Consider the following 23,789-nt stretch of genomic DNA (forward strand, 5'->3'; position numbering starts at 1 on the left):
CTTAATTTTTAGATAATTCCGTGTAGCGGTCCATTTTTGGCACCGAGCGCATCGACCTGCCTTTCAATCTGCGGGTCATCGGTCAGCGGGGGGGCATGCTGGGGTTTGATCCGGGCATCAATCACCAAAGGGCCAGTGCATCCCCAGTGCTTGGCCAGAATCGTTTCGCCGACACCGTAGATGTCAGCTGCCGGGTTGCTCCGGGTAAATGCAACCCACAGCCAGTTGTTGAGGGTCGCGGCGCAGAAGTTACTGTCATCAACAATCAGGATCAGTGGAAAGGTAGTCAAAGGGTTGGCCGAATCAATACTGGTGCAGAATTGCTCCAGGTGAAGGTCGGCTCCCGGCTGATATGTCTTGCAGGGCGGGCCTTTGACGAGCAGCACCCCGGGAAGGGCAAGCCGTGGATTGTCGAAACCGACGGGTAATTTTATAGTCTCGGGAACCCGCAGGGGCAGCTCACGCCGCGCTGCACCGACGGCGGCGATCACGACTTTGGAGCCACGATTCAAGCCGTCACCGCTGTAATCGAGGGTGTCGATGGTGGTGCTGGTTTGAAAGTGCAGATCACGTCGCCAGTCGACTCGTTCGAGCAGATGGTTAAAGAACGCCGGGATGTCGTGGATATCGAGTCGCTGATGATCGTTTTCAGCGATTATCAGCAGATATTTGGCCAGGGATAACTGCCCTTGACCGAGGATCGCATTGGCCTGGGTCAGCAACTCCTGAGGCCGCTGAAGATGATCATAGGGGGTGTAGCGTTCGCTGCCAATGGCGAGCAGCAGCGGATGGACACCGGCGGCATCGACTGCATGCACCGCCTTCACTCCGGGGAGCACCTCGGGGATCAGGGTCCCGGTCAGTTCATGGATAAAGGCCCCGAAGCTGGTATCTTCCTGCGGCGGTCGGCCGACGGTGGTGAAGGGCCAGATCGCATCGGGGCGATGAAAGACCGCGTCGACCTTCACCAGTGGAAAATCATGGGACAGACTGTAATAGCCGAGATGGTCGCCAAAGGGCCCTTCCGGCTTCTTCTGGCGGGGATCAATGGTGCCGCAGATCACGAAATCGGCTTCGGCTGGCATCGGCAGATTTCCGGGGCCCTTGACCAGCGGAATCCGGTGTCCGGCCAGGAGTCCGGCAAAGGCAAGCTCCGGCATCCCTTCAGGGAGCGGCATCACCGCCGCAACCGTCATGGCCGGCGGACCGCCGATGAAAATATTGACCCGCAACGGGCGGCCCAGGGCGAGGGCTTCGCGATGATGCACGCCGATGCCACGATGAATCTGGTAATGCAGGCCAATCTCTTCGTTCTCGATATAATCATTGCCCGACAACTGAACCCGGTACATGCCAAGATTCGAGCTGCGCAGACCCGGGTGGTTCGGGCTTTCGGTGTAAACCTGCGGCAGGGTGATAAAGGCTCCGCCATCCATCGGCCAGCTTTTGAGCTGTGGTAGTTCGGCGATGCAGGTCTGCTGAAGCATGATCGGCCCTGATTTGACCCGCTTCGGCACGAGATGCAGGGCCGCGATCGGCGCACGCAGCAGGTTTGATGGATGTTTGAACAGTTGTTTGGGATCGATCTTCAGTTTAACCAGGGTTTCAACCCTGCGCAGGCTGTCTCGAAACAGATAGCGGGTGCGATTCAGGGTGCCGAACAGGTTGGCAACCGCCGGAAAGCTGCAGCCTTCAAGGTTGCTAAACAACAAGGCCGGGCCCTGTGCCTGATAGACGCGTCGTTGAATCGCACCGGCCAGCAGATTGGGGTCGATCGGCTGATTGATGCGGATTAGCTGGCCAGTTTTTTCGAGTTCAGAAACGGCTTGTTTAAGTGTGCGGTATCCCATAAAACCTCAGGGTCTTAGAAGCGCAAAGGATGAAGACAGCCTGTGCCATTTATAGATCATGACGAGATGTATATCAACCGGGCGGAGGGGCCTGGGGTTTCAGCCGCTTGGTCTTCTTCTGTGGATACTGGATATTAATCGACTGCTGCTGAGATGGGGAAGCAAACAGAAAGCGTGCCTTTTTAAAATCGGGAGGACCGAAGTTCGGCTTGGGATTTAGTGAAAAACCGAAACCTTCAAGCGGAAAGCCGGACAAAGATTTATCCATTTGGCCGTTCATATTTTCATCATGAAGTACGGCGATTGCATAGACATGATAGGGCAGTTTTCCCAGGGTAATATGGGCCCGCCGGTCATGAATCGGAAGGTGGAGACGTTTGATGTTTGGCGCGTCCTTATCTGGAAAACCCGGAGGACCTGGGTAAATGAAGACAAGCGCCTCTCCTGAACTATTTCGAAAGCTTTGAAAGCTAAGGTCCAATCGCCCCTCTCCCGCAGGAACCGTAGCAACTGGAATGGAGGTGCCGCAGGCTCCGAGTAAGAGCAGAAGAGCGAGAGTGCTGAAACGGGTGGCCAAAAAAAGAATCAAAATCAGGGCTCCGAAGCGTGTAAAATTAATTGGTCGATGCTAAAGTGTACCCGTGTTCATGTCTGAGCGGAAGAGTCCATTTAAAGATGAGGTTACGATGAAGAGGATCCTTGCTGTTGTGTTGCTGATGGTTCTGACGGCCTGTACCATACGTATGGGAGCATTTGCTCCGCGGCGCCCAGATATTGTGGAACATCGTGATGTGACGAACGCCGATTGTCTGGGGTGCCATGATCTGAGCCAGCGTCAGGACCATAAACCTGCCGATAATTGTCTGCGCTGCCATCATCTGATTAAAGGAGTGTGACATGTTGATTCGTGGAATGATCTTGATGCTACTTGTTCTGCTTGCGGGCTGCGGGCCGATAATCGGTGCCAGCATGGTTGCGGGTGGCGGGGTTAAGGATTTTACGGTTGTTGATGGTCAATTGCAGAATCTGAAAGCTGGGAGCACCGCGGTGATTGTCGGCCCCTTTGCCAAGACAGAGCAGGCGTATTACATCTGTCGCGGCGAGGAAACGGCCAATTTTACCTCGGCGTTTAACAGCTTGGGTCTTTTCCAGGCGGATTTTTATCTGGGGGATCGTTTTGCCGAAACAGCTAAAAAGCTCGCACACCTTAAGACAATGACCCCGGCGCAAATTCAGTCAGAACTGGGGTTGAAAGCAGCACCAGAACTCCTGATCACCGGGGTGATCCTGCACCGCTCAACGGTCGCTGCGCCGGCGCAGGGAATACTGATGGATGTCGGTTATCGCCTGGAGTTTTATGATCTCCAAACGCGACAGACCACGACAATCGAGGTACAGGTCAAAGATCTGTTTCAGGACTGCATCACCGATGTGGTCAGTGATCTGATGACCCGCATTACCGGTCACTAAAAAGTTGAATAGCGCGGGGTTAAAAAGGGTCGGCTGTTATGCAGTCGGCCCTTTTTATTTGGTGATTTCGGCCATCACCGGTCCGTCCAGCAGCCCTTGCAGGCGGGCGTTATCCTGAGCCGCCAGACGCAGGCCATCACTGATGCTGGGGTAGACGTGGACGGTGGTCGCCAGGTCGACTACGCTGAGGTTAAAGCGGATCGCCAGAGTCGCCTCATGGATGATGTCTGCCGCGCGCGGCACCAGCATCTGCACTCCCAAAACCCGGCCGGTTCCTTTTTCGGCGCAGAGCAGCACCCCCCCCTGGCGATCGCCCATGACATGTGCTTTGGGGACCCGATCGAGGTCAATATAATTTTCGAGCGCCTGTATGCCGTTGGCCTCGGCCGTGAGACGGCTCATACCGACCGTGGCAAATTCTGGGTCGACAAAGACTGCCATCGGGGTGAGACGGTGATCGATGGTTGAGGCGGTAGCCGGGTCGAGCATGTTCTCCATCGCGGTCATCGCTTCACGCGCACCAGCCGGGGCGATCAAGGGTGCGCCGGTGACATCACCAGCCGCCCAGATCCCGGGTGCCGTTGTGCGCAGTTGACGGTCGACCCGGATAAAGCCGGTTGACAAGGTCTGCACCCCGGCCTTCTCCAGCCCGATCCCCTCGCTGACGGGGGTGGTCCCGATGGCCAGCATCAGGCGTTCGGCGCAGAGCTCGAGGGTTTCGGCACCCACCCGTGCGTGCAGGCAGACTTCGTTGCCTCGTTGTTCGACCCGGTCGGTTTCGACGTTGAACAGAAAGTGGACCCCCTCGGCTTCAAGGATCTGCTGAAACTGGCTGGTCAAACGTATGTCAAATTCACTCAGCAGTACCGGTCCACGTTCAAGGATCGTCACTCGCGTACCGAAGCGCGAGAACATCTGTCCCATCTCCAGCGCGATCACACCACCCCCGAGGATCAGGATTGACTTAGGGAAACAGGGGAGCTGCAGGGCGCTGTAACTGGTGAGATAGGCGACCTCATTGAGGCCGGGAATTTGAACCACTCGCGGTGTGCCACCGGTGGCGATGAGAATTTTAGGGCAGCGGATGATGTCTGAACCGACCTGCACCTCGTGGGGCGAGAGAAACGCGGCATGACCGCGCAGGACCTCAAGATTGGGCGTGTTTTCAAGCTCAAGCTCATAATGTGTTTCACGAACGGTTTCGACAGCACGGCGTTTAAGCGCCATCAGGGTTTTACAGTCGGGACGCCCGGCGGTCAGATTGAGCCCCCAGTTCATCCCTCGCCGTGCCGCGTGATACATTTCGGCCTTGTCGATCAGGGTTTTGCTCGGGATGCAGCCCCAGTTGACGCAGGTTCCGCCCAGGTGGCTCTGCTCAATCATCAAGACCCTGGCCCCTCGCGCGGCGGCGAGCCGGGCCCCGGCAAAAGCGGTGGTGCCAGAACCGAGAATTAGAATGTCAGGATGATAGGGCATGGCAGCTCTCCCGCGGTGTTGGTTCGTCAGCTCAAAGTGAGCAATCAAATCTCTGGAATTTTAGCAGGTTTATGCTGAAGCTGACTCGCTGCTGTGGCATTTGTTTCGTCCTGCTCTCTCGGTCACAGCAGTAATTCACGCTTCTCCAGAAGAAGCATCCTGTCGCGCAGCTCCGCGGCTTTTTCAAAATCGAGGTCAGCTGCTGCCGCGAGCATCTGTTTTTTGGTCGCTGTGATCTCTTTCTGCAGCGCCGCTGGACTGCCGTAATGACTCAGGTCCTCAGCGGCGAGGGAAAGATCTTCGCGAACACGGCCCAGACCGTCGAGGATCGAGTGCATCGATTTTTTAATCGATTGCGGGGTGATGTTATGTTCGAGGTTATGGGCAATCTGTTTTTTGCGCCGGCGTTCGGTCTCGTCCAGACAGGCCTGCATCGAACGGGTGATCTTGTCACCGTACAGAATGACGCGTCCGGCGACGTTGCGCGCCGCCCGCCCGCAAGTCTGGATCAGGGACCGGGTTGAGCGTAAAAAACCCTCCTTGTCAGCATCCAGGATGGTCACCAGCGAGACCTCGGGGATATCCAGCCCCTCGCGCAGCAGGTTGATCCCTACCAGCACATCGAACTCCCCCTCACGTAGACCGCGGATAATCTGCATCCGCTCCATGGTCTTGATATCGGAGTGCATGTAGTTTACGCGGATGCCGATCTCCTGCAGGTAGCCGGTCAAATCCTCGGCCATGCGCTTGGTCAGGGTGGTTACAAGCACGCGCTCGTTTTTGGCCACCACCTCGCGGATTTCCCCGATCAGGTTGTCGACCTGATCGACGGCGGGGCGCACCTCGATCGGTGGGTCGATGAGTCCGGTCGGACGGATCACCTGTTCAACAAAGACCCCCTGAGCCTGTTCCATCTCGTAGTCGGCCGGGGTCGCGGAAACATAGACTGTTTGGGGTTGTCTGGCGGTGAACTCCTCGAACATAAGCGGTCGGTTGTCCAGCGCCGAGGGGAGACGGAAGCCGAAGTTGACCAGGGTCTCCTTGCGCGAGCGGTCGCCGCGGTACATGGCACCCACCTGACTGACGCTGACATGGCTCTCATCGATAATCATCAGCGCGTCCTCGGGGAAGTAGCTGAGCAGCGTCGAGGGCGGCTCGCCGGGCTGACGGCGGTCGAGAAAACGTGAATAGTTCTCGATCCCCTGGCAGTAACCTATCTCTTCCATCATCTCGATGTCGAACAGCGTGCGTTGCTCGATCCGTTGGGCCTCAAGCAGTTGATTGTTGTCGCGAAAATGTTGAATGCGCAGTTGGAGTTCATCCTGAATCTCCTTGACCGCGCGTTCAAGGGTCGGGCGCGTGGCGACATAATGGCTGGCCGGGAAGATGACTGTCTCCTCAAGCCGACCGATGACCTGGCCACGCAAGGGGTCGATCTCGCTGATCGCATCGATCTCATCGCCGAAAAACTCTATGCGGATTGCGCGCTTTTCCTCGTAGGCCGGGAAAATCTCGACCGAGTCGCCACGCACGCGGAAGGTGCCGCGATGGAAATCGACATCGTTGCGTTCGTATTGAATTTCGACCAGCTGTTTGAGCAGGGCGTTGCGCTCGATCTCCTGTCCGGTTTCGAGCTTGAGCAGCATGCCGAAGTAGGCTTCCGGTGAGCCCAGACCATAGATACAGCTCACCGAGGCGACGATCAGGACGTCGCGGCGCGATAACAGGCTGCGGGTCGCGCTGTGGCGCAGTTTGTCGATCTCCTCGTTGATCGCGCTGTCTTTTTCGATGAAGGTGTCGGTCGAGGGGACGTAGGCTTCAGGCTGGTAGTAGTCGTAGTAGCTGACAAAATACTCGACCGCATTATCCGGGAACAGCTCCTTGAATTCACCATACAGCTGCGCCGCCAGGGTCTTGTTGTGTGCCAGCACCAGGGTCGGTTTCTGCACCTGGGCCACCACATTCGCCATAGTGAAGGTTTTTCCCGAACCGGTGACGCCGAGCAGGACCTGATGCCGGTCGCCGCGTTCGATCCCTGCGACCAGCTCGGCAATCGCTAGGGGTTGATCACCGGCGGGGGAAAATTCGGATTTCAGTTCAAAACGGGCCATAGAGTGCGTTTCATAATAAGGCGGCTAAAGGATCACGTCTCAAGGTACCCCAGTCTGAGGTAGAGGGGGAAGACCTATCTCGACATCGACGGCACCCATAACGCCGGGTCGAGCCTTTCATTAAACCAGTTGATCCGCCAGTCGAGGTGCGGTCCGGTGACGCGACCGCTGGCGCCGACCAGGGCGATCTTTTCCCCCTGTTTGACCCGTTGCCCTTTTTTGACCAGAATCTTGCTCAGGTGGAGAAAGGTGGAAGAGAGGCCGAAGCCGTGATCGATGATCAGGGTTTTGCCGGAGAAGAACATCCCCTGGTGGGCGAGACGTACAGTACCACCGGCCGGGGCGATAACCGGGCTTCCTTGGGGCGCAGCGATATCGATCCCATAATGTGGGCGTCGGGGTTCACCATTCAGGATGCGCTGGCTGCCATAAACCCCGCTGATTCTGCCCTTGAGCGGCCAGATGAAGGGTTCCCTGAAATTTGAGAGGTTGCTGAAATGCTGACGGGCGGAGCTGGCGAGAGCGGCCTCCCGTTGAATCCTCACCAGCTCTTCAGCTGAGGGCTCCATCATCCGCTTGCTGATGCCGTTGATTTTCTGAATCCGGTAGCTGCGAGGTTCGAGCTGGAGAAACAGCTCTGATTTTTGGCCATCTGGAGAAAGCAGGGTCAGCTGCTGCCGGAGCTCGGCGTCGCGACCGAAACCGAGAATAAAATGCTGGTCCGCGGTCAGATGGAGCGGTTTATCCCGGTAGAAAACCTGGCTACCGGGTGGGGCCTGACCAAAGTAATATCCCCCGGGCTGCAGCCTGCTTATCAGGGCCAGGGCCGGGGTTGTGAACAGCAGGCTGCAAAGGATCAGGGTTGCGATTTTCATGTTCAATCTGTGGTGATCCCGAACTCGACCCGGGCCGGATTTTCCCCCTTGGCCGGCGGCGCGGTGATTTCGGCATTCTTTAAGAAGATTCTGGATTTCAGTTCGGGTTTCAATTGTACCAGTGTCGTCTGGACTGCAGTGGCGCGGTTTTTGGCTAATTGATTCAATTCTTCATCCCCGACGCGAATGTTGGCCAGAATCAGTTTCTCCATTTCGGCGGGCGGGAGCTTTTTCAGCTTGCCGAAAGCGTCGCGGGGCTTCGGGAATTTGGCCTGGACATAGACCCGCTGTAAACTTTCCAGATATTCAGTGGCGGAGATACTTTGAGACGTGCCGGGGACCGTGCTTTTTCTCCACTCGTTCTCGACCCGTCGCTTCAGCTCTTCCTGACGGTAGCCCTCGGGATCCTTCTCCGGATCGACAAACGCACTCAGTTCCAGCTTGAGGGCGGGTCGTTCATAAAGCATCAGCGCGACTTTTTTCAGATTATCCTGATCTGTCGGCGTTAGCGCGACCACGCCCGGGGCATAGCTGATCTGGCTGAAATCATCACTGCCGCCGAACATCGAGGCTAACAGATTAAAGGGAGACGTCGCCGCCTTCACCAGCAGATTCTTCAGCAGGGTCATGACCGTACTGAAGATCCCGAACTTGGGGTCGTCGGTGCTGCCGCTGACCGGCAGGTCTAGATGAATCTCCCCCTTGCGGTCCTTAAGGAGCGCGACCGCCAACCGCACCGGCAGTCCGGTGGCTTGTTTACTGGCCACGGCCTGGCCGAAGGTGAACTGATCAAGGAAAATGCTGTTACTTGCTGTCACCTGACGTTTGGTGATCTGGTAATCAAGGTCGAGATAGAGCTTGCCCTTGTCGATCGTGTAGCCGAGATAGGTGCCCGAGTAAGGCGTGATCGGGGCCAGATCGATATCGGTGAAGCGGACTTTGAGGTTGGTGTCCAGTTCACCGGCGAGAGGCGCAATTTTACCGCTGATGGTCAGGGGGGATTGATTCTCCAGCTCCCCGCGCAGATCGACACTGGCGTATTGACCCGGCGCTGTTGTCAGGCCACTGATGCGTCCGCCGAGCTTGTACATGCTGGTGGCAAAGAGCTTCGGCAGGTGATGATCAACAAAGGAAACTTCCCCCCCCTGTAAGGTGACCTCAGCAATGCGCAGCGGGGGAAGGCTGAACACAGTGCTCTGCGCCTCGCCTGCTGTCTGGGCTACCTTCGTCCCTTCCTTGTCGCTGGCGACGATCTGGTTGAGATTCACCTGTCCGTCTGCTTGAACGCGGATTTTTGCCAGATAATTATTTAAGGCGACTTCGGCGATTGAAATGTTGAGTGGCTTAAGGTCGACATCGAGATCATCAAACTGGAGACTTTCCCACGCCAGAAGTTCATCGCTGACTCCGGTCACTGAAAAACCGCGCACCCCCAGGGTTCCGGTGATTTTTCCTTCAAGAGCATCCTTCTGGACCAGGTGGAAGGCGAGGTGGGTATCCAGTGTGGCGCTGGCCAGGGTCAGACGAATGTCTTGCGGGATGTAGTTGTTGATCGCCCTGAGATCAAACTGCGTCAACTCAACCTCGCCATCAATCATTAGCGGGGTGTGGACCAGTTTCCCTTGAGCTTTGAAATGACCACCTTTACTCCATCCCCCGTCAAGCTGCCAGAGAATCTCGCTCGCTACAGGCCATTGAATATCTGACAGTCCGAGATTGAGGTGTTGTATTGCAACTGGTGCAGGTTTGGGGGCCGCTTCATCATCGAACTGAATCTTGCCTTCGCGCAGTCGGAGGTTCGCAATCCAGATCTGTGGTTTCGTCTCTGTTTTGGTTGGCGCAGAGGGTTGCGCCTGTGGTGTTGCCGGGAAAAGATCCAGCAGGTTGACACTGCCATCGGCCCGCCGCGTGAGCTGCAGTTGAGGATCGTAAAGTGAAATGTGCGAAAAATGGTATTCGTTGTTCAGGGGCGTGCCCCAATCAAGTTCGGCCAGCAACAAGGGTAAAAAAAACAGCGGCTTCCCCTGCTGTTTCAGTCGCAGGGTCGACAGGGCCAGGTTGCCGCTTACTTTCAACTCAGGCTGCTTTTGCGGGGTGATTTTGTAAGAGAGTTTCAGTTGCAGCGAGAGGTTGCCGTCTGTCAGTTGAAAGGGGAGAAAAGGCTGGAAATAGGCAGCATAAAATACCAGATCTATTCGACTCAGGTCGATATCGAGGCGGGTCTCAACCGAGCGGTCGAAGGGCTTCATCTGACCGTTGGCAGTGAAGGGGGAACCGTCGACGCGTAAGCTGATGGACGGTTGGATATAGCGGTCGACCAGATAGGGGATGTTGCCGATAAAAGGCAGGGCCAGGTTCAGTTGATCGATCTGGTGTTCGAGTTTAATCTTGCTGCTGCGGTCAAGAAAGATCAGCTTTCCGTCTTTGATCTGCAGGTTGTTCAGGGAGAAATGAAAGGGTTTCGCCGGTGCCTGGGATTCCGCGCTGTTGGACCCTGACGCCGGCATAAAATCTGAAAAGTTGAAACTTTCGCTGCCGGTCTTCTCTATCCGCGCAAAGGGTTTGTCCAGGCTCAGGTCGTCGATAATCAAGGCGCGCTCAATGAGCGAGCGCAGGCTGAGTGAGAACTGCAGGCGCTCAAAAGAGATAAAGGTTTGGTCGCTGTCGGGTTCTTTGAGGTCAAGGTTCTCTATCTCAAGCTGCAGGCTGAGGGGGTGGACAATAATCTTGCCGATTTTGAGCTCCCGATGGTAATCCTGACGGACCTGTGCAATCGCTTTGTCGCGCAGCATGTTCGGTAGAATTACGGCCGCAGCCATGAGGATCACGAAGATAAGGACAAAGACAGACAGCAGAATTTTTTGCCAGCGGCGCATGAGAAAACTCCGGTTCAGGGTAGTGGTCTGTCATTATAGCAGAGATATCTGGACCTTTTGGGTGCCAGATGACCTGTGCTTTTGTTGTTGTCGGCTAACTTGTTGAAAAATGTGTTGAGTGAAAGGTGATAGTTGGCCTTGATAGTTCGAAGTAATTGCTGGCGGGTGAACGCGGGATTGGCCCGGTTCAACATGCGAGACTTCTCCCCGAGAGGGGTCTTGATCCGCCGCTGCGGATCCTGTCTTGTCACTATCCGACGGTATTTTCCAGGGCAGCCTCAGCCATTCGGTCGTCACTCGTCTGCCAGGTTTAAAAAATCAAAAGGTGCAGGCCCGCACGCAGTAGTATTCCAACCAGGGCCCCGGCCAGTGCCGGTCGGACCACTGAGGCACACCGGCTTCCGGCCGAAATCAGAATCGCCACTCCAACCAGGTCACAGGGATTTATCACCAGACCGGCCATGCGGTTCATTTCCAGCGTAGTCAATGTTCCCTCCTGCAGCAGCTTGAGTACCACCCCCATCATGGCCGTGCCGCCGGCCATAAACTTGGTCGCGATCGGCAGGACTGCGACCGCCGGCAGCCCGATCAGGCTGAAAAATGGAGCCAGCAACCCTTGAACCAGTGTGATGACTCCGATTGCCTTGAGGACATTCACCAGAAAGATGGCCAGCAGCAGGATGGGGATGGCCCCAAAAATGATCTGAATCGCCTCCTGGCCGCCGACAATCATCAGATTGAAGGTTGTGGTTTTGCGCAGTTTTGCGGTCAGGGGCAGGCTCTCCTCTGTGAGCCGAATGTCCTCCTGAATGCCACGGGCAAAGATGAAATAGGTCGCGGCTGCGGCCGTCAGTCCGCCGACAACCGAGGTGAGCATGACCACTCCGAGGTTGAGGCCGACCGCCACCAGCGGGAAGACCACGTTGGCCTGGGACAAAGTAAAAAGCATCGCCAGGGTCGCGGCAATCTGGCGCCGCCCGGTAGCATCCCGCTCCATAATCGTCAGGGAAGCCAGGGGGGCGGCAAAGCCGATCAGCAGCAGCTGCAGCATGGCAAAGCCCCCGGCTCCTGGCAGTCCGAAGATCTTCAGCAGCGGGTGCAGCAAGCGTGCGACCTGCGCCAGCAACCCGCGCGCCTCGACAACTTTCATCAACGCCATCATGATGACCAGCACCGGCAAGAGCACGTAGAGCGCCAGATCAAGGGCTGATTTCCCCGAAGCGAGGATAATTTGAATAATCTCTTCCAAAGGTATTGGCTTTTCTGATGGGTTAGTAGATTGAACGCTCGGTCACTGCATCGAAGATATGCAGATGGGTTAAATCGAGGGTCATCGCCAGCTCTTCGCCGCTGCTGAAGAGGCGTCTTCCCGCCGACCTGGCGACCAGCTCGACCCCTTGAAGATTCATATGCAGGTTGGTTTCGCTGCCGAGAGGTTCCACGACCTTGATAGTCCCCAGGGTATCAAATGAGATGGCCGGGATGCGTCCACCGTCGGTCTGGGCGATGAAAATATCCTCGGTACGCAGCCCTACTACCACCTTCTGCCCGTCATTTAATTGGGCCTCTGGTCGGGCCGGGATCGGTATCTCAAGCTGCTCGCTCAACTTGAGGTGCTGGTTTTCTCCGGCATTCACTATGGTTGCCGGCACCAGGTTCATCGGTGGTGAACCGATAAAACCGGCGACAAAAATATTGTCCGGGTGTTGAAAAATATCCATCGGACTGCCGACTTGCTCGATATAGCCATCGCGCATGACCACGATCCGGTCGGCCAGAGTCATGGCCTCAACCTGGTCGTGGGTGACATAGATGATCGTGTTCTGAACCCGCTGATGCAGTTGTTTGATCTCCAGGCGCATCTGGGCGCGTAATTTGGCGTCCAGATTGGAAAGTGGCTCATCGAACAGATAAACGGACGGATGGCGGACGATGGCCCGTCCCATCGCCACGCGCTGACGCTGGCCACCCGAGAGTTCGTGCGGCTTGCGCAGCAGCAGGGCCTCCAGTTCGAGAATTGCGGCAGCCTCACTGACCCGTTTCTCGATTTCAGCTTTCGGCATTTTTCTCAAGGAGAGGCCGAAGGACATATTCTTGTAGACATTCATATGCGGATACAACGCGTAGTTCTGAAAAATCATCGCCGCATCCCGATCTTTGGGGGCGATATCGTTGACGATCCGGTCTGCAATCGAAATTGTCCCCCCGGAGATATCCTCCAGCCCGGCGATCATGCGCAGGGTAGTCGATTTTCCACAGCCCGAGGGTCCGACCAGCACGACAAATTCCCGGTCTTCGACGTGCAGGCTGACGCCGTGGACGACCTCAAGCTTGCCATATTTTTTAACGACATTATCGAGGATAACGTTGGCCATAGCATTAAGTTCTCCAGAATGAATGGATTTTGTCCAGATCATTCGTCTGTTATTATTTAGTCTCAAGAGTTAAAGCTGTTTGAGTTTTTTAGGTTAAATCGATTGACGTGCAAGTCAACATGGTTTTAACTCGAACTTTGTCAAACAGGGTTTTGATTGTATCAAAACATATATGCCTTATCAGGTCCCTGCTGGCAAGATTTAAACTGACAGGAAAGATAACCAAAATCATTTTTCGGGAGGAGAGCATGTCAAAAAACAGAAGTTTCATGTTTGTGCTGATGTTGGTTCTGCTGATCAGTTTTGCTGGGCCGGCGTTTGCTAAGCCGATCGAGATTCAATGGTGGCACGCCATGCGCGGTTCACGCGGGGACACTGTGCAAAAAATTGTCGATGGGTTTAATAGCTCACAATCAGACTACAAGGTGGTTGCGATCTATAAGGGTGCTTACGATGAGGTTCTCAACGCTGGTGTTGCTGCGGTGCGTGCCCATAAGCAGCCGGATATCCTGCAATCGTTCGAGGTTGGCACTCAGACCATGATGCTCTCCGGGGCGATCTATCCGGTGTATAAGCTGATGGCCGACAACGGCTACAAGATTGACTGGTCGCAGTATCTGCAGCCGGTGCTTTCGTACTACATGAACTCCGACGGTAACCTGATGTCGATGCCGTTTAATTCTTCTACGCCAGTCATGTATTACAATGTCGATCAGTTTAAAAAAGCCGGTATCCCCATGTTGTCCAAGGAGAAGCCGGTCACCTGGGATGAAATGGGCGAGATTACCGGTAAGCTGGTCAAGTCGGGCGTAAAAGGCGGCCTGGTTACCGCCTGGCAGTCCTGGACCCAGGTCGAAAACTACAGCGCGATCCAGAATATCCCCTTTGCCAGCAAAGCTAACGGCTATGAAGGGCTGGACACCGAACTGTTGATCAACAACGACAAGGTCGTCAAGCATATCGCCCGGCTTAAAAGCTGGATGAAGGATAACCGCTTCTATTACGGTGGTCAGAAATACCAGGGGCCTAAATCTGAGTTTATCGCCGAAAATGCCGGCATCTATATCGATTCGATCAGCGCCATCGCCAAGTTGAAATCGGCGGCAAAATTCAAATGGGACATAGCGCCATTGCCGGTGGAAACCTGGAACACCCAGCCACAGAACAGCATCATCGGTGGGGCCTCACTCTGGGTTTTCAAGGGGTTGCCGAAAAACCATTACAAGGGCGTCGCCGCCTTCCTCAACTACCTGGCCGGCGACGGACCCCAGATCCTCTGGCACAAGGAGACCGGTTATTTCCCGATTACTCTGACCGCTTATGAGCAACTGAAGTCGGAAGGCTACTACAAAGAGAGCCCGTATCAGGAAGTCGGTATCAAAGAGCTGACCCGGGCCACCCCGAACAAGAATTCGCGTGGCCTGCGTCTCGGGTACTTTGTGCAGATTCGGAACATTATCAATGAAGAGCTGGAGCTGGTGTGGAACGACACCAAAACGCCTCAGGCTGCAATGGACAGCGCGGTTGCACGGAGCAATGTCAAACTTCGCGAGTTCGAAAAGACCTATAAGTAATTCTCCTGTTTAAAGGCTGATGAACGTCCCCCTCTCCTCGCGTTTGGAGAGGGGGCTTCTTCGTGAACTGATTCTGCCATGATAAAAAAACGAGCCTTTTTTAAATCGCGGTCGCTCCCCTATCTGCTGATTCTGCCCCAGCTTCTGATCACCCTGACCTTTTTTTACTGGCCGGCCGCGCAGGGGGTGATCGCCTCATTTCAATTGAGCGATCCGTTCGGTTTTCGCACCCGTTTCGTCTGGTTCGATAATTTTATCGCTCTGTTCAGGGACCCGCTCTATCTGAAATCGATCCTGATCACTCTGTTTTTCAGCGGGTCGGTGGCCCTGATTTCGATCAGCTGTGGCCTGTTTTTGGCGACTATGGCCAATCGGGCGTTGCGCTTCACGACCTTAACCCGCACCCTGCTCATCTGGCCCTATGCCATCGCGCCGGCGATCTCGGGAATTTTGTGGCTGTTTCTGCTCCACCCCTCCTACGGCGTGGTCGCCATCGCGCTGAATAAATGGTTCGGCCTGGACTGGAACCCGCTGCTTGAAAGCTCCCATGCCATGCTGCTGGTGGTGATGGCCAGCGCCTGGAAGAACATCAGCTATAATTTCGTTTTTTTTCTGGCCGGGCTCCAGGCGGTGCCCCATTCCTTGATAGAGGCAGCTGCCATGGACGGCGCCAGCCCCTTTCGGCGTTTCTGGGCAATCACCTTTCCGATGCTGTCGCCGACCCTGTTTTTTGTAACGGTCATGACGATCATCTTCTCCTTTTTTGAATCCTTCGGCATCATCCATGCGGTCACGCAAGGCGGGCCTGGCGGGTCGACCAATATTCTGGTTTACAAAGTTTATCAGGATGGCTTTATCGGCCTGAACCTCGGATCCTCCTCGGCCCAATCGGTGGTCTTGATGGTGCTGATCATTGTGATTACGGCTCTGCAGTTCAAGTATGTCGAGCGTAAAGTCCAGTACACGGGGTAGCTTATGATGGTTGAAAAGACACCGGTCCTCGACCTGTTTACCTATGTGGTGTTGATCTTCGGCGTGGTGCTGGTCGGGTTTCCGATTCTCTATGCACTCATCGCCGCGACCCTCTCGCTGGATGAGGTCTCGCGGGTACCCATGAGCATGATTCCCGGGGATCAACTCTTCAATAATATGCAGGAAGCCTGGAGTCGGGGGCACCTTGGCACCCAGATGCTGAACTCGTTCATCATGGCGATGGGGATCACCTTCGGCAAGATCATCGTTTCGCTGTTCGGCGCTTTTTCCATTGTTTATTTCGATTACCGTTTCCGTACCCTGGCCTTCGCCACGGTCTTCTGTACTTTGATGCTGCCGATTGAAGTACGAATTCTGCCGACCTATGAAATGGCGGCCAATATCTTTGGGCCTCTTCAGTCGGTGTGGGACGCCCTGGGGCTGGATGGCATCGTCAGCTGGTTCGCACAACATGAGGTTAAGGTCACCCTGGAATTCAGTCTGCTCGACAGCTATGCGGGCCTGATTCTGCCGTTGATCGCGTCGGCCACCTGTACCTTTCTGTTCCGTCAGTTCTTCCTGACGATTCCTGAAGAGCTCTGCGAAGCGGCCAAGATGGACGGCGCCTCGCCGATGACATTCTTCTGGAAGATCCTGCTGCCGCTCTCCAAAACCAATATCGCGGCCCTGGTGGTCATCGAATTTGTCTACGGCTGGAACCAGTATCTCTGGCCCCTGTTGATCACCACCAACGCCAGGATGACCACCGCCGTTATCGGGCTGCAGCATTTGCTCCCCTCTCCGGAAGACCCGCCCAACTGGCATATCGCCATGGCCGGTGCGCTGATTGTCATGCTGCCGCCAATTCTGGTGGTGCTCTGCATGCAGCGCTGGTTTGTTAAAGGGCTGGTTGAGCGGGAGAAATAGCCTTGATCATACCCTTGCGCCAGTATCCCGCTATCGTAGATCAATCCAGTTTTTTTGCCGGTTGCTCCTGTGGCAAGCCGCATCCCTCGTCCGGGGTGACACTTTTTGTGAGGGATGATGCCTGCCGGGTTCTAGCTGAGGATTGCCGGGCCATCTACTGCGACCGGCCGGTTCTGCTGGTTAGTGATCCCGATACGGATGCTGTGGCCGGCAAGACCCTGCGCAACGAGCTGCAGCGGGCCGGGGTCAGTCTGGAGCATCTTCTGCTGAAGGCACATCCTGTCGCGACCGCAGATCTTGCAGAACAGGTCGCGGCGGTAGCGCAGGGGAAAGCCCTGATTATCGGGGTGGGAGCCGGGACGGTCAATGATCTCGGCAAGTTCGCCGCCGGGCGGAGCCTCTGTGATTACTGGAGCCTGCCGACGGCGCCCTCGATGAACGGCTATACCTCCGGGATTGTCGCCCTCAAGGTCAAAGGGGTGAAGCGCACCCTGCCGGCGGCACCTCCGCAACGCATCTACGCCGTTCCCCGGATCATTCAACAGGCGCCACTGAAAATGCGTCAGGCCGGCTTCTGTGACGTGCTGGCCAAGGTGGTGTCCGATATCGACTGGCAGTGTGAATCGTTGCTGCAGAGCCGCAGCTATTGTGAGCTCCCCTCGGCACTGATGCATACGGCAGAGCAGGGCTACGCCCACAATCCGGAAGGGGTTGCTCAGGGAGAACCTGATGTTGTGGGGGGACTGTTTGAAGGATTGTTGATTTCGGGGGTGGCCATGAGTCTGGCCGGCTCCAGCGCGCCAGCATCGGGGGGGGAACATCTGATCTCGCATTTTTGGGATATGCGTGAGGCGGTGACCGGCCGTAAGCCCGAACTGCATGGGCTGCAAGTCGGGCTCGGCATTATCCTCGCGACCGCCTGTTATGCCCGCCTGGCAGAGTGCCGAAGCGAGGATTGCCAGGCGGACGCGGCAACCGTTTATGCTCGGACGGAAGCTGCCATCCCGGAGATCTGGGGGCCGCTGGCAGAGGAGGTGACCCTGCAGCTCGCGGGGAAACGCGAGATTCTGCAAGAGTTCGATCATGTGCTTCCGCAATACTGGGGGCGTTTGCACCCCCTGTTTCAAAAGGTCCAATCGCCCCGTTACTTTGTCGATCTCTTCACTCGCACCGGCGCGCCCTTCACGCTCAAGGCCTTCGGCCTGAGCGCCGCAGAATTTCGATTGGCGGCCCTCAATGCGCGCGCTATCCGTTCGCGTCTCACGGTCCTCGACCTCGCCGCCCATCTCGGCGTGCTTGAAGCGGCAACCGAAGATGCCCTGCGTCTTTTGGTTTAGATCTTTTTCCTCAGGGTTTAAGCCGCCACGAGTTCTTCCCGTCGTGATGTACGAAAACTCCGCATAAACAACCAGCTCAGCACCAGCAGTCCGGCGACATGGACCCACCAGGGGGACGGCCAGAGCAGGGCCCCGGCGCAGGCCAGGGTCAGGAGCCGGAGCGGCCAGCCGAGCCTGGTTTCCATAAACCCTTCCAGGCCGGCGGCAAAGGCGTAGAGGCCGAAGAAAGCGAAGAAGAAGATCTCAAAGTCTCCGGCCCAGGAGCCGCCGATAAACGGAGTATAGGCAAACAGTAATGGGATTACATACAACCCCTTGGCCAGTTTCCACGACTGGAAGCCCGTCTCCATCGGTTTGGTCCCGGCGATGGCGGCGGCAGTGAAGGCGGCTAGCGCAACCGGCGGGGTGACGTTGGAATCCTGGCTTAACCAGAAGATGATCAGATGCGCCGAAAGCAGCGCGAAGGTCAGATCATGAGTACTGATGACCGCCTCGCGTACCATGCTCGCCATGTCGACCGGCACCGCGTCGACGATCGCCTGGGCGGCGGCGCTGGTCATGGGGTGCCCGATCACGGCGAGATGTTCAGGGGAGGCGATCATGAAGATCGCCTTCGCCGCTTCGGGGATCTGACCGCTGACCAGGGCGTGCACCAGCAGACCATCGGAAATGAGAGCGTAAAGCGCTGGCGCCGAGAGCGTGCCGAGCACGATATAGGCGGCGGTCACCGGCAGTCCCATGCCGAGGACCAGTGAGGCCAGGGCGATCAGGGCGATGGCGATGACCAGGCTATGCCCGGCCCACTGATTAATCATCAGCGAGAAGGTGTTGCCGACTCCGGCGGTGGAGATAACGTTAACGATCAGCCCGACGGCGCAGAGCAGGATGGCCGTCATCACCATGTTACGCGCGCCCATCGCCATCGCCTCGATGATCGCTCTGGGCCCCATGCGATTGGGTGAAAACCAGGAGGCGACAATAACGGCAAGAATGCTCAGGCCGGCTGCGTAGGTTGGGGTGAAACCGTAGATCAGCAGCCCGATGAGCACCGCGATCGGCAGCAAAAATACGATCCCGCCCTTCTTGAAGACTTCAAGGGCCGAGACCTCTTCGTTATCCAGCGCGTCGACATGGCTGCGTTTGGCCTCGATCCGGACAAAGAAACCGACTGCGGCAAAATAAAGGATCGCCGGCAGAATACTGACCATGACGATGGTGTTGTAGGAGATCTGGGTGTAGGTCGCCATGACGAAGGCCCCGGCGCCCATGATCGGTGGCATTAATTGGCCGCCGGTTGAGGCGGCCGCTTCAACCCCGGCGGCGAACTTGGACGGAAAACCGGCACGTTTCATCAGCGGGATGGTGATGACCCCGGTCGAGGCAGTGTTGGCCACCGCCGAACCGGAGATGGTCCCCATCAGCCCCGAGGCCATAACCGCCACCAGCCCGGGACCGCCGACCATGCGTCCCGCAACGGCGCGGGCCAGGTCGATGACGAATTCGCCGGCTCCCGAGCGCAGCAGAAAAGCGCCGAACAGGATAAACATGAAGACATAGGTCGAGGAGATGCCGGCGATGGTTCCAAACAGGGCGTCGTCGCCGTAGACGCTGCGAAACAGGATGGTTTCAAAGCTCAGCCCGGCAAACTTGAAGACCCCGCTGATCAACCCTCCCCACCAGCCTACATAGCTTAAGGCGATGAGGATCAGGACCGGGATAAACCAGCCCGCCACGCGCCTTGTGAGTTCGAGGGCACAGAGGATTAAAATAATTGCGGCGACCCATTCGGAGTGGGCCATGTGCACCCCACGCGCATAAATGGCGTCCTCCCTGGCGATCAGAAACAGGGCCGAGCCAGCGGCGAGCAGACCGACAAGAAGATCCAGCGCTCGCCACATGAGGGTTGAGTTCTTGCGCAGCGGATAGACCAGCACCGCCATCAGGGCGAATCCGGCAAAATGGAGGGAGTTCTGCCACAGGGATGAGAGGACGGTCACCACGTTGAACCAGATGTGCATCAGGGAGATAGCGACACCGAGAACGATCATTAGTCGGGTCGGAGGGAGTTGAGCATCGGCATCTGGCGGGGGAATATTTTCGGGCATCGCATTCCTCTCCTGGCAGAAATAAATCACCCGGCTGCTTTATTTTTCGCGGCCGGGTGAGGTTTGTACGCTTATTTGGAGAGCAGGCGAGCCGGAATCTTGATTCCGACTTCCTGATAATACCTGGCGGCACCGGGATGGAGGGGCATTGGTAGTCCGGCAATCGCTTTTTCGACCGCCATTGCCTTGGTAGCGCCGTGAATGGCGTTCAGGAACGGCAGGTTTTCATAGATGGTCTTGGTGATCTGGTAGACCGCATCCTCATCCACGTCGGCGCGCACCGCGAGGAAGTTGGGTTGAGCGATGGTGTTGATCGCCTTGGTCTGGCTCGGATAGGTCTCGGCCGGAATCACATAGCGGGTCCAGAGGTCCATGCCGCCATCGGCTTTTTTCATCTGCTCATCGGTAAAATCGAGTACGACAAAGTTATCGCCCATGTTGGCCATCGCCTTGGTTACGGCGCTGACCGGGACCCCGGCCGGGGTGCTCATGCCGGCCGCCTGACCATTCTGCATGGCATCGGCGGAGGGACCATAGCCGACGTAGATCAGGTTATAGTCCTTGGCGACATCGGCACCGAGGTTGTCAAGCAGTACGGTGTTGGAGCCGAGGGTGCCGGAGTTCTTCTTGCCGAGAGAGAGGGTCTCCCCCTTCATTCCGAGCAGGTCGGAAACCGTGCCGGTTTTGGCAAATTTTTTGTTGATCGCGAAGTGCTCCACATTCTGCCAGAGCATGGTCACCGAGCGCAGGTTCTTCTGGGCGCCTTCGGCCTTAATCGGGCCAGTGCCCTGCCAGGCATAGGCTCCGTAAAGTCCCTGCAGGATGGCGAACTGCACTTCATTGTCGCGCAGCAGCTTGATGTTTTCTCCCGAACCTGCCGAACTGATCGCCGACATCCCGATCTTCTGCTTCGGTTGCAGCTTGACCTTGACCAGGGTCGAGAGCGCGACCCCGACCGGGTAGTAGGTCCCGCCCGTTGATGCGGTCGCCATCAGATAGTTACGTTCCTCCGCGGCCCGGACGCTCGAGATGGAACCGAGCAGAAGCGTCAGCACTGCGACAAAAATCGTGAACTGTCGAAATTTTATTATCGTTGCCATGTCATTTTTTCTCCTCGGGTCAAGTGGTTGCATGGGGTGAACAGGCTGTTGGTTAAGGTCGGATCTCCTCAGATTCTACTGGAGAGTGCTGAACTTGCAAGCTGGATCGGGAGACATATCACCAACTCAATCCTTATGGGCGGGATTATGGTGTGATTGATCTTCGCGCCATTAATTATGGAGACCCTCTGTGGCAGGGGTCGGTCCGGCGGATTTTTCAAGATGGGGAAAGTAGTAACTGTTACGCCCGGTCTGCTTAACCTGGTACATCGCGGTATCGGCGACACACATCAGATCAGCTATGCTCTTGCTGTCATGAGGGTAGATCGCGCCGCCGATCGAAGCGGAGATTTGGCGGATACCGCCAGGAAGGACGAAGGGCTCTGCCAGGGTCTTAAGCAAACGTTCTGCTGGGAGGAGAACCTCGTTGACGTCTTTCAGGACTGGCAGAATGATGGTGAATTCATCCCCCCCCAGGCGTGCGACCGTGTCGGTCTCGCGCAGACAGGTGCTCATGCGTTTGGCGACCTGGCGCAGAAGTTCATCACCATTGTCATGACCCAGGGTGTCGTTGACGGCTTTAAATTGGTCGAGATCGATAAACATCAGGCAGGCCAGATGTTTATCACGGTCACAGTTTCCCAGGGCCTGTTTCAGCCGATCCATGAAGAGGCTTCGATTCGGAAGCCCGGTGAGAGCATCGAAGTTGGCCTGTTGCCAGACGAGGTCCTGGGCGGCTTTACGCAGAGTGATGTCGCGCAAAACGCTCTGTACCGCCGCCTCGCCTGCATAGAAGGTTACAGATCGGCCAATTTCAACGTCGAGACTCTTGCCGTCTAGGCGGATAATTTGCTCTTCGACATGGAGGTGTGTGTTTTTTTTAGTTTCGACTTCGGAAATTTGCCTGAAAGCGGTTTTGTGGTAATGGGGGTGGATCAGTTCGTTGAGGGAGCGGCCAACGAGATCCTCTTTACTCTTTGCACAAAAGAGTATGTTTGCCGCTCGGTTGGCGTATAAAACGTTGGCATGACGGTGCACTATGATCGCATCAGGCGAGCTGTCGATCAGCGCGTGATAGCTCTCCTGAGTTTCGCGCAGGGTCTTCTCTGTGTGTTTCAGGTTGGTTAGATCATGCAGCGTCTGTATCACAGCGACCAGCGTGCCATTCTGGTCGTGGATCGGCGCTGCATCGAAGGTCAGATATTTCGACCTGCCGTTATACAGTTTGAGCCAGCCTTCAGCCTGAATACTATTTTCGACCAGCGGTGAGTCGGCTAACAGGGGGTAAAGATCGAAGGCGGCAGAGTAGTCCTTGTCCAGCACAATGTCAGCCAGGCAGGGGCGCTCCGAGGGGTAGAAGGCCTGCCAATGAAGATTTGTCCCTAGAATGTCGTTAGCCTTGAGACCGGTCAATTTCTCAACCGCCTGCGTCCATATCAACACCCTGTGGTTCACATCGAGAACAAAGCAGGGGGTGGCAGAATTTTGCAGCAGGTTGAGGGTGAACTCACGTTCCCTCGCTACCTCGGTCATTAACCCATCAAAGGTCGCGGCCAGGGTGGTTATTTCATCCCCCTGACCTCTAACAGGGTGACTTTTATCAGCATCTGGCGGAGAAAATCCTGCCACGTGTGCGGTAAGCCGGGCCAGAGGGGCCAGCAGGGTGCGCGTCACAACCCAGGTAACGACGATGCAGAAGATGAGGATGATGCCGAGGCCGACAATGAAAAACCGCTGTACCTGAGCAATCGGTTGAAAGGCTTCATGGGTCGGGTAGTTAGCGGCAAGAATCCAGCGGTTACTGTTGAGACGCTTGAAGGACACCAGGGTGTGTAACCCGCGTGAGTTGACGGTCTCTTCAGTCCCCTCAAAACCCTCGATTGCCCGATCGAACCAGAGGTTCGCGCCGAGCGGAACGTCTTTCTTCATGATGCGCCGCGGGTCTGGATGCATGATCATCAGTCGGTCGGTATTAAAGAGGTAGAGATAGCCCGTCCGACCAATCCGTACAGCGCTCAGGCCGCCGAGAAAATTCTTACGCGTCAGATCGACGCTCCCCGCGATGACCGCGAGGATTTGTCCCTTGTCATTGCGGATGGGGGCCGTGAAATTAACCGCCGGGTGTTTTTGTTTCTGACTTGAAACATAGGGGTCAGAAATTTGAGGTTGTCCAGAGCGCAGCGTATCCTGGAAATATTTGCGGAAAGAGTAGTCTCGACCACGGCGATCAGGTTTGAAGGGATACTCCGCCAGCAAGCGCCCATCCGCTGTGAACAGGAAAATGCCATTATCGAACATGCTGGTGGTGCCGAGACCAAGCTGGGTGTCGAGGTAGGACTGGGCGAGTTCGGCGTTTTTAAGGCGGTCGAGGGGGAAGCTGCCAGCCGTAGCGGTGATCAGAGAACTGGCATCCTGCAGTTGTCTGTCAATCTGCTTGGCGATCTGTTCGATCAAGGTCGACTGTTGGTCAGCAATGAGTTTCTGGAAGGAGCGTTTAAAATAATGCAGCGACAGTCCACCCACACCTGCCATGATGACAAGGACGAGAGCCATGACGGAGAATGACATTCTGGCTTTGAGGCTGAGGGGGCGCTTGGGAATCATTTAGTTTTCCCCTATGACGGGAATGCTGGATCAGCAGAAGGTTGATCTCAGGGGGCAGAATATCTTAGGCAAATTTAACAGCGCTGGAAGGCTAATGCAAGGAATTGATAAAACAGCGTTAGTATTTACCCGACCTG

The 23,789-nt window shown here is 56.2% G+C and carries 17 protein-coding genes; 6 read left to right on the top strand and 11 right to left on the bottom strand.

Going from position 1 to position 23,789, the window contains the following annotated elements; all coding sequences use genetic code 11:
- Positions 1-8: 8 nt before the first annotated feature.
- Both D888_RS0100525 and D888_RS22740 read right to left on the bottom strand, forming a co-directional pair.
- Positions 9-1,850 (bottom strand): UbiD family decarboxylase, encoded by a 1,842-nt coding sequence (locus tag D888_RS0100525; RefSeq protein WP_020674561.1) that lies wholly within the window; start codon positions 1,848-1,850, stop codon positions 9-11.
- 73 nt (positions 1,851-1,923) lie between these two features.
- Complete coding sequence (locus D888_RS22740) at positions 1,924-2,439, bottom strand: DUF2141 domain-containing protein (RefSeq protein WP_020674562.1); 516 nt, start codon at positions 2,437-2,439, stop codon at positions 1,924-1,926.
- A gap of 97 nt (positions 2,440-2,536) precedes the next feature.
- Between D888_RS22740 and D888_RS0100535 the strand changes: the two genes are divergently transcribed.
- Complete coding sequence (locus D888_RS0100535; RefSeq protein WP_020674563.1) at positions 2,537-2,746, top strand: hypothetical protein; 210 nt, start codon at positions 2,537-2,539, stop codon at positions 2,744-2,746.
- A 1-nt stretch (position 2,747) separates the two neighbouring features.
- Positions 2,748-3,320, top strand: a complete 573-nt coding sequence (locus D888_RS0100540; RefSeq protein ID WP_020674564.1) for a hypothetical protein — start codon at positions 2,748-2,750, stop codon at positions 3,318-3,320.
- A 54-nt stretch (positions 3,321-3,374) separates the two neighbouring features.
- On the opposite strand, the gene D888_RS20225 is transcribed toward D888_RS0100540, so the two are convergent.
- The 6 genes from D888_RS20225 to D888_RS0100570 form a co-directional block, all read right to left on the bottom strand.
- The gene (locus tag D888_RS20225) at positions 3,375-4,796 is read right to left on the bottom strand and encodes a dihydrolipoyl dehydrogenase family protein (RefSeq protein ID WP_020674565.1); all 1,422 of its coding nucleotides are present in this window, start codon (positions 4,794-4,796) and stop codon (positions 3,375-3,377) included.
- Between the two features lie 122 nt (positions 4,797-4,918).
- Complete coding sequence (uvrB, locus tag D888_RS0100550; RefSeq protein WP_020674566.1) at positions 4,919-6,907, bottom strand: excinuclease ABC subunit UvrB; 1,989 nt, start codon at positions 6,905-6,907, stop codon at positions 4,919-4,921.
- Positions 6,908-6,981: 74 nt separating this feature from the next.
- The gene (locus tag D888_RS0100555) at positions 6,982-7,782 is read right to left on the bottom strand and encodes a M23 family metallopeptidase (RefSeq protein WP_083928736.1); all 801 of its coding nucleotides are present in this window, start codon (positions 7,780-7,782) and stop codon (positions 6,982-6,984) included.
- Positions 7,783-7,784: 2 nt separating this feature from the next.
- Positions 7,785-10,658: a DUF748 domain-containing protein gene (locus D888_RS22745; protein WP_020674568.1), complete on the bottom strand. Its 2,874-nt coding sequence runs from the start codon at positions 10,656-10,658 to the stop codon at positions 7,785-7,787.
- A 310-nt stretch (positions 10,659-10,968) separates the two neighbouring features.
- Positions 10,969-11,907, bottom strand: coding sequence for a hypothetical protein (locus D888_RS0100565; protein ID WP_020674569.1), 939 nt, complete (start codon positions 11,905-11,907; stop codon positions 10,969-10,971).
- A gap of 22 nt (positions 11,908-11,929) precedes the next feature.
- The gene (locus D888_RS0100570) at positions 11,930-13,033 is read right to left on the bottom strand and encodes an ABC transporter ATP-binding protein (RefSeq protein ID WP_020674570.1); all 1,104 of its coding nucleotides are present in this window, start codon (positions 13,031-13,033) and stop codon (positions 11,930-11,932) included.
- Between the two features lie 248 nt (positions 13,034-13,281).
- Between D888_RS0100570 and ugpB the strand changes: the two genes are divergently transcribed.
- The 4 genes from ugpB (at position 13,282) to D888_RS0100590 (ending at position 17,843) form a co-directional block, all read left to right on the top strand.
- On the top strand, positions 13,282-14,607 hold the full coding sequence (gene ugpB, locus D888_RS0100575) for a sn-glycerol-3-phosphate ABC transporter substrate-binding protein UgpB (protein ID WP_026362148.1): 1,326 nt from the start codon (positions 13,282-13,284) through the stop codon (positions 14,605-14,607).
- A gap of 81 nt (positions 14,608-14,688) precedes the next feature.
- Positions 14,689-15,579 carry a sn-glycerol-3-phosphate ABC transporter permease UgpA gene (gene ugpA, locus D888_RS0100580; RefSeq protein ID WP_026362149.1) on the top strand — a complete coding sequence of 297 codons (891 nt, stop codon included), beginning with the start codon at positions 14,689-14,691 and terminating at the stop codon, positions 15,577-15,579.
- Between the two features lie 6 nt (positions 15,580-15,585).
- Complete coding sequence (locus D888_RS0100585) at positions 15,586-16,506, top strand: ABC transporter permease subunit (protein WP_026362150.1); 921 nt, start codon at positions 15,586-15,588, stop codon at positions 16,504-16,506.
- A 2-nt stretch (positions 16,507-16,508) separates the two neighbouring features.
- The gene (locus D888_RS0100590) at positions 16,509-17,843 is read left to right on the top strand and encodes an iron-containing alcohol dehydrogenase (RefSeq protein ID WP_020674575.1); all 1,335 of its coding nucleotides are present in this window, start codon (positions 16,509-16,511) and stop codon (positions 17,841-17,843) included.
- 17 nt (positions 17,844-17,860) lie between these two features.
- Here the strand turns inward: D888_RS0100590 and D888_RS0100595 are convergent, their stop codons facing one another.
- The 3 genes from D888_RS0100595 to D888_RS0100605 form a co-directional block, all read right to left on the bottom strand.
- Positions 17,861-19,948 (bottom strand): TRAP transporter permease, encoded by a 2,088-nt coding sequence (locus D888_RS0100595; RefSeq protein WP_020674576.1) that lies wholly within the window; start codon positions 19,946-19,948, stop codon positions 17,861-17,863.
- 71 nt (positions 19,949-20,019) lie between these two features.
- A complete protein-coding gene (locus D888_RS0100600) occupies positions 20,020-21,048 on the bottom strand; it encodes a TAXI family TRAP transporter solute-binding subunit (RefSeq protein WP_020674577.1) in 1,029 nt (342 codons plus the stop codon).
- Between the two features lie 171 nt (positions 21,049-21,219).
- Entirely contained in the window at positions 21,220-23,652 is a 2,433-nt protein-coding gene (locus tag D888_RS0100605) for a diguanylate cyclase domain-containing protein (RefSeq protein WP_020674578.1), read from the bottom strand.
- Positions 23,653-23,789 lie beyond the last annotated feature (137 nt).

Origin of the sequence: Geopsychrobacter electrodiphilus DSM 16401 (assembly GCF_000384395.1) — a bacterium.
GTDB lineage: Bacteria > Desulfobacterota > Desulfuromonadia > Desulfuromonadales > Geopsychrobacteraceae > Geopsychrobacter > Geopsychrobacter electrodiphilus.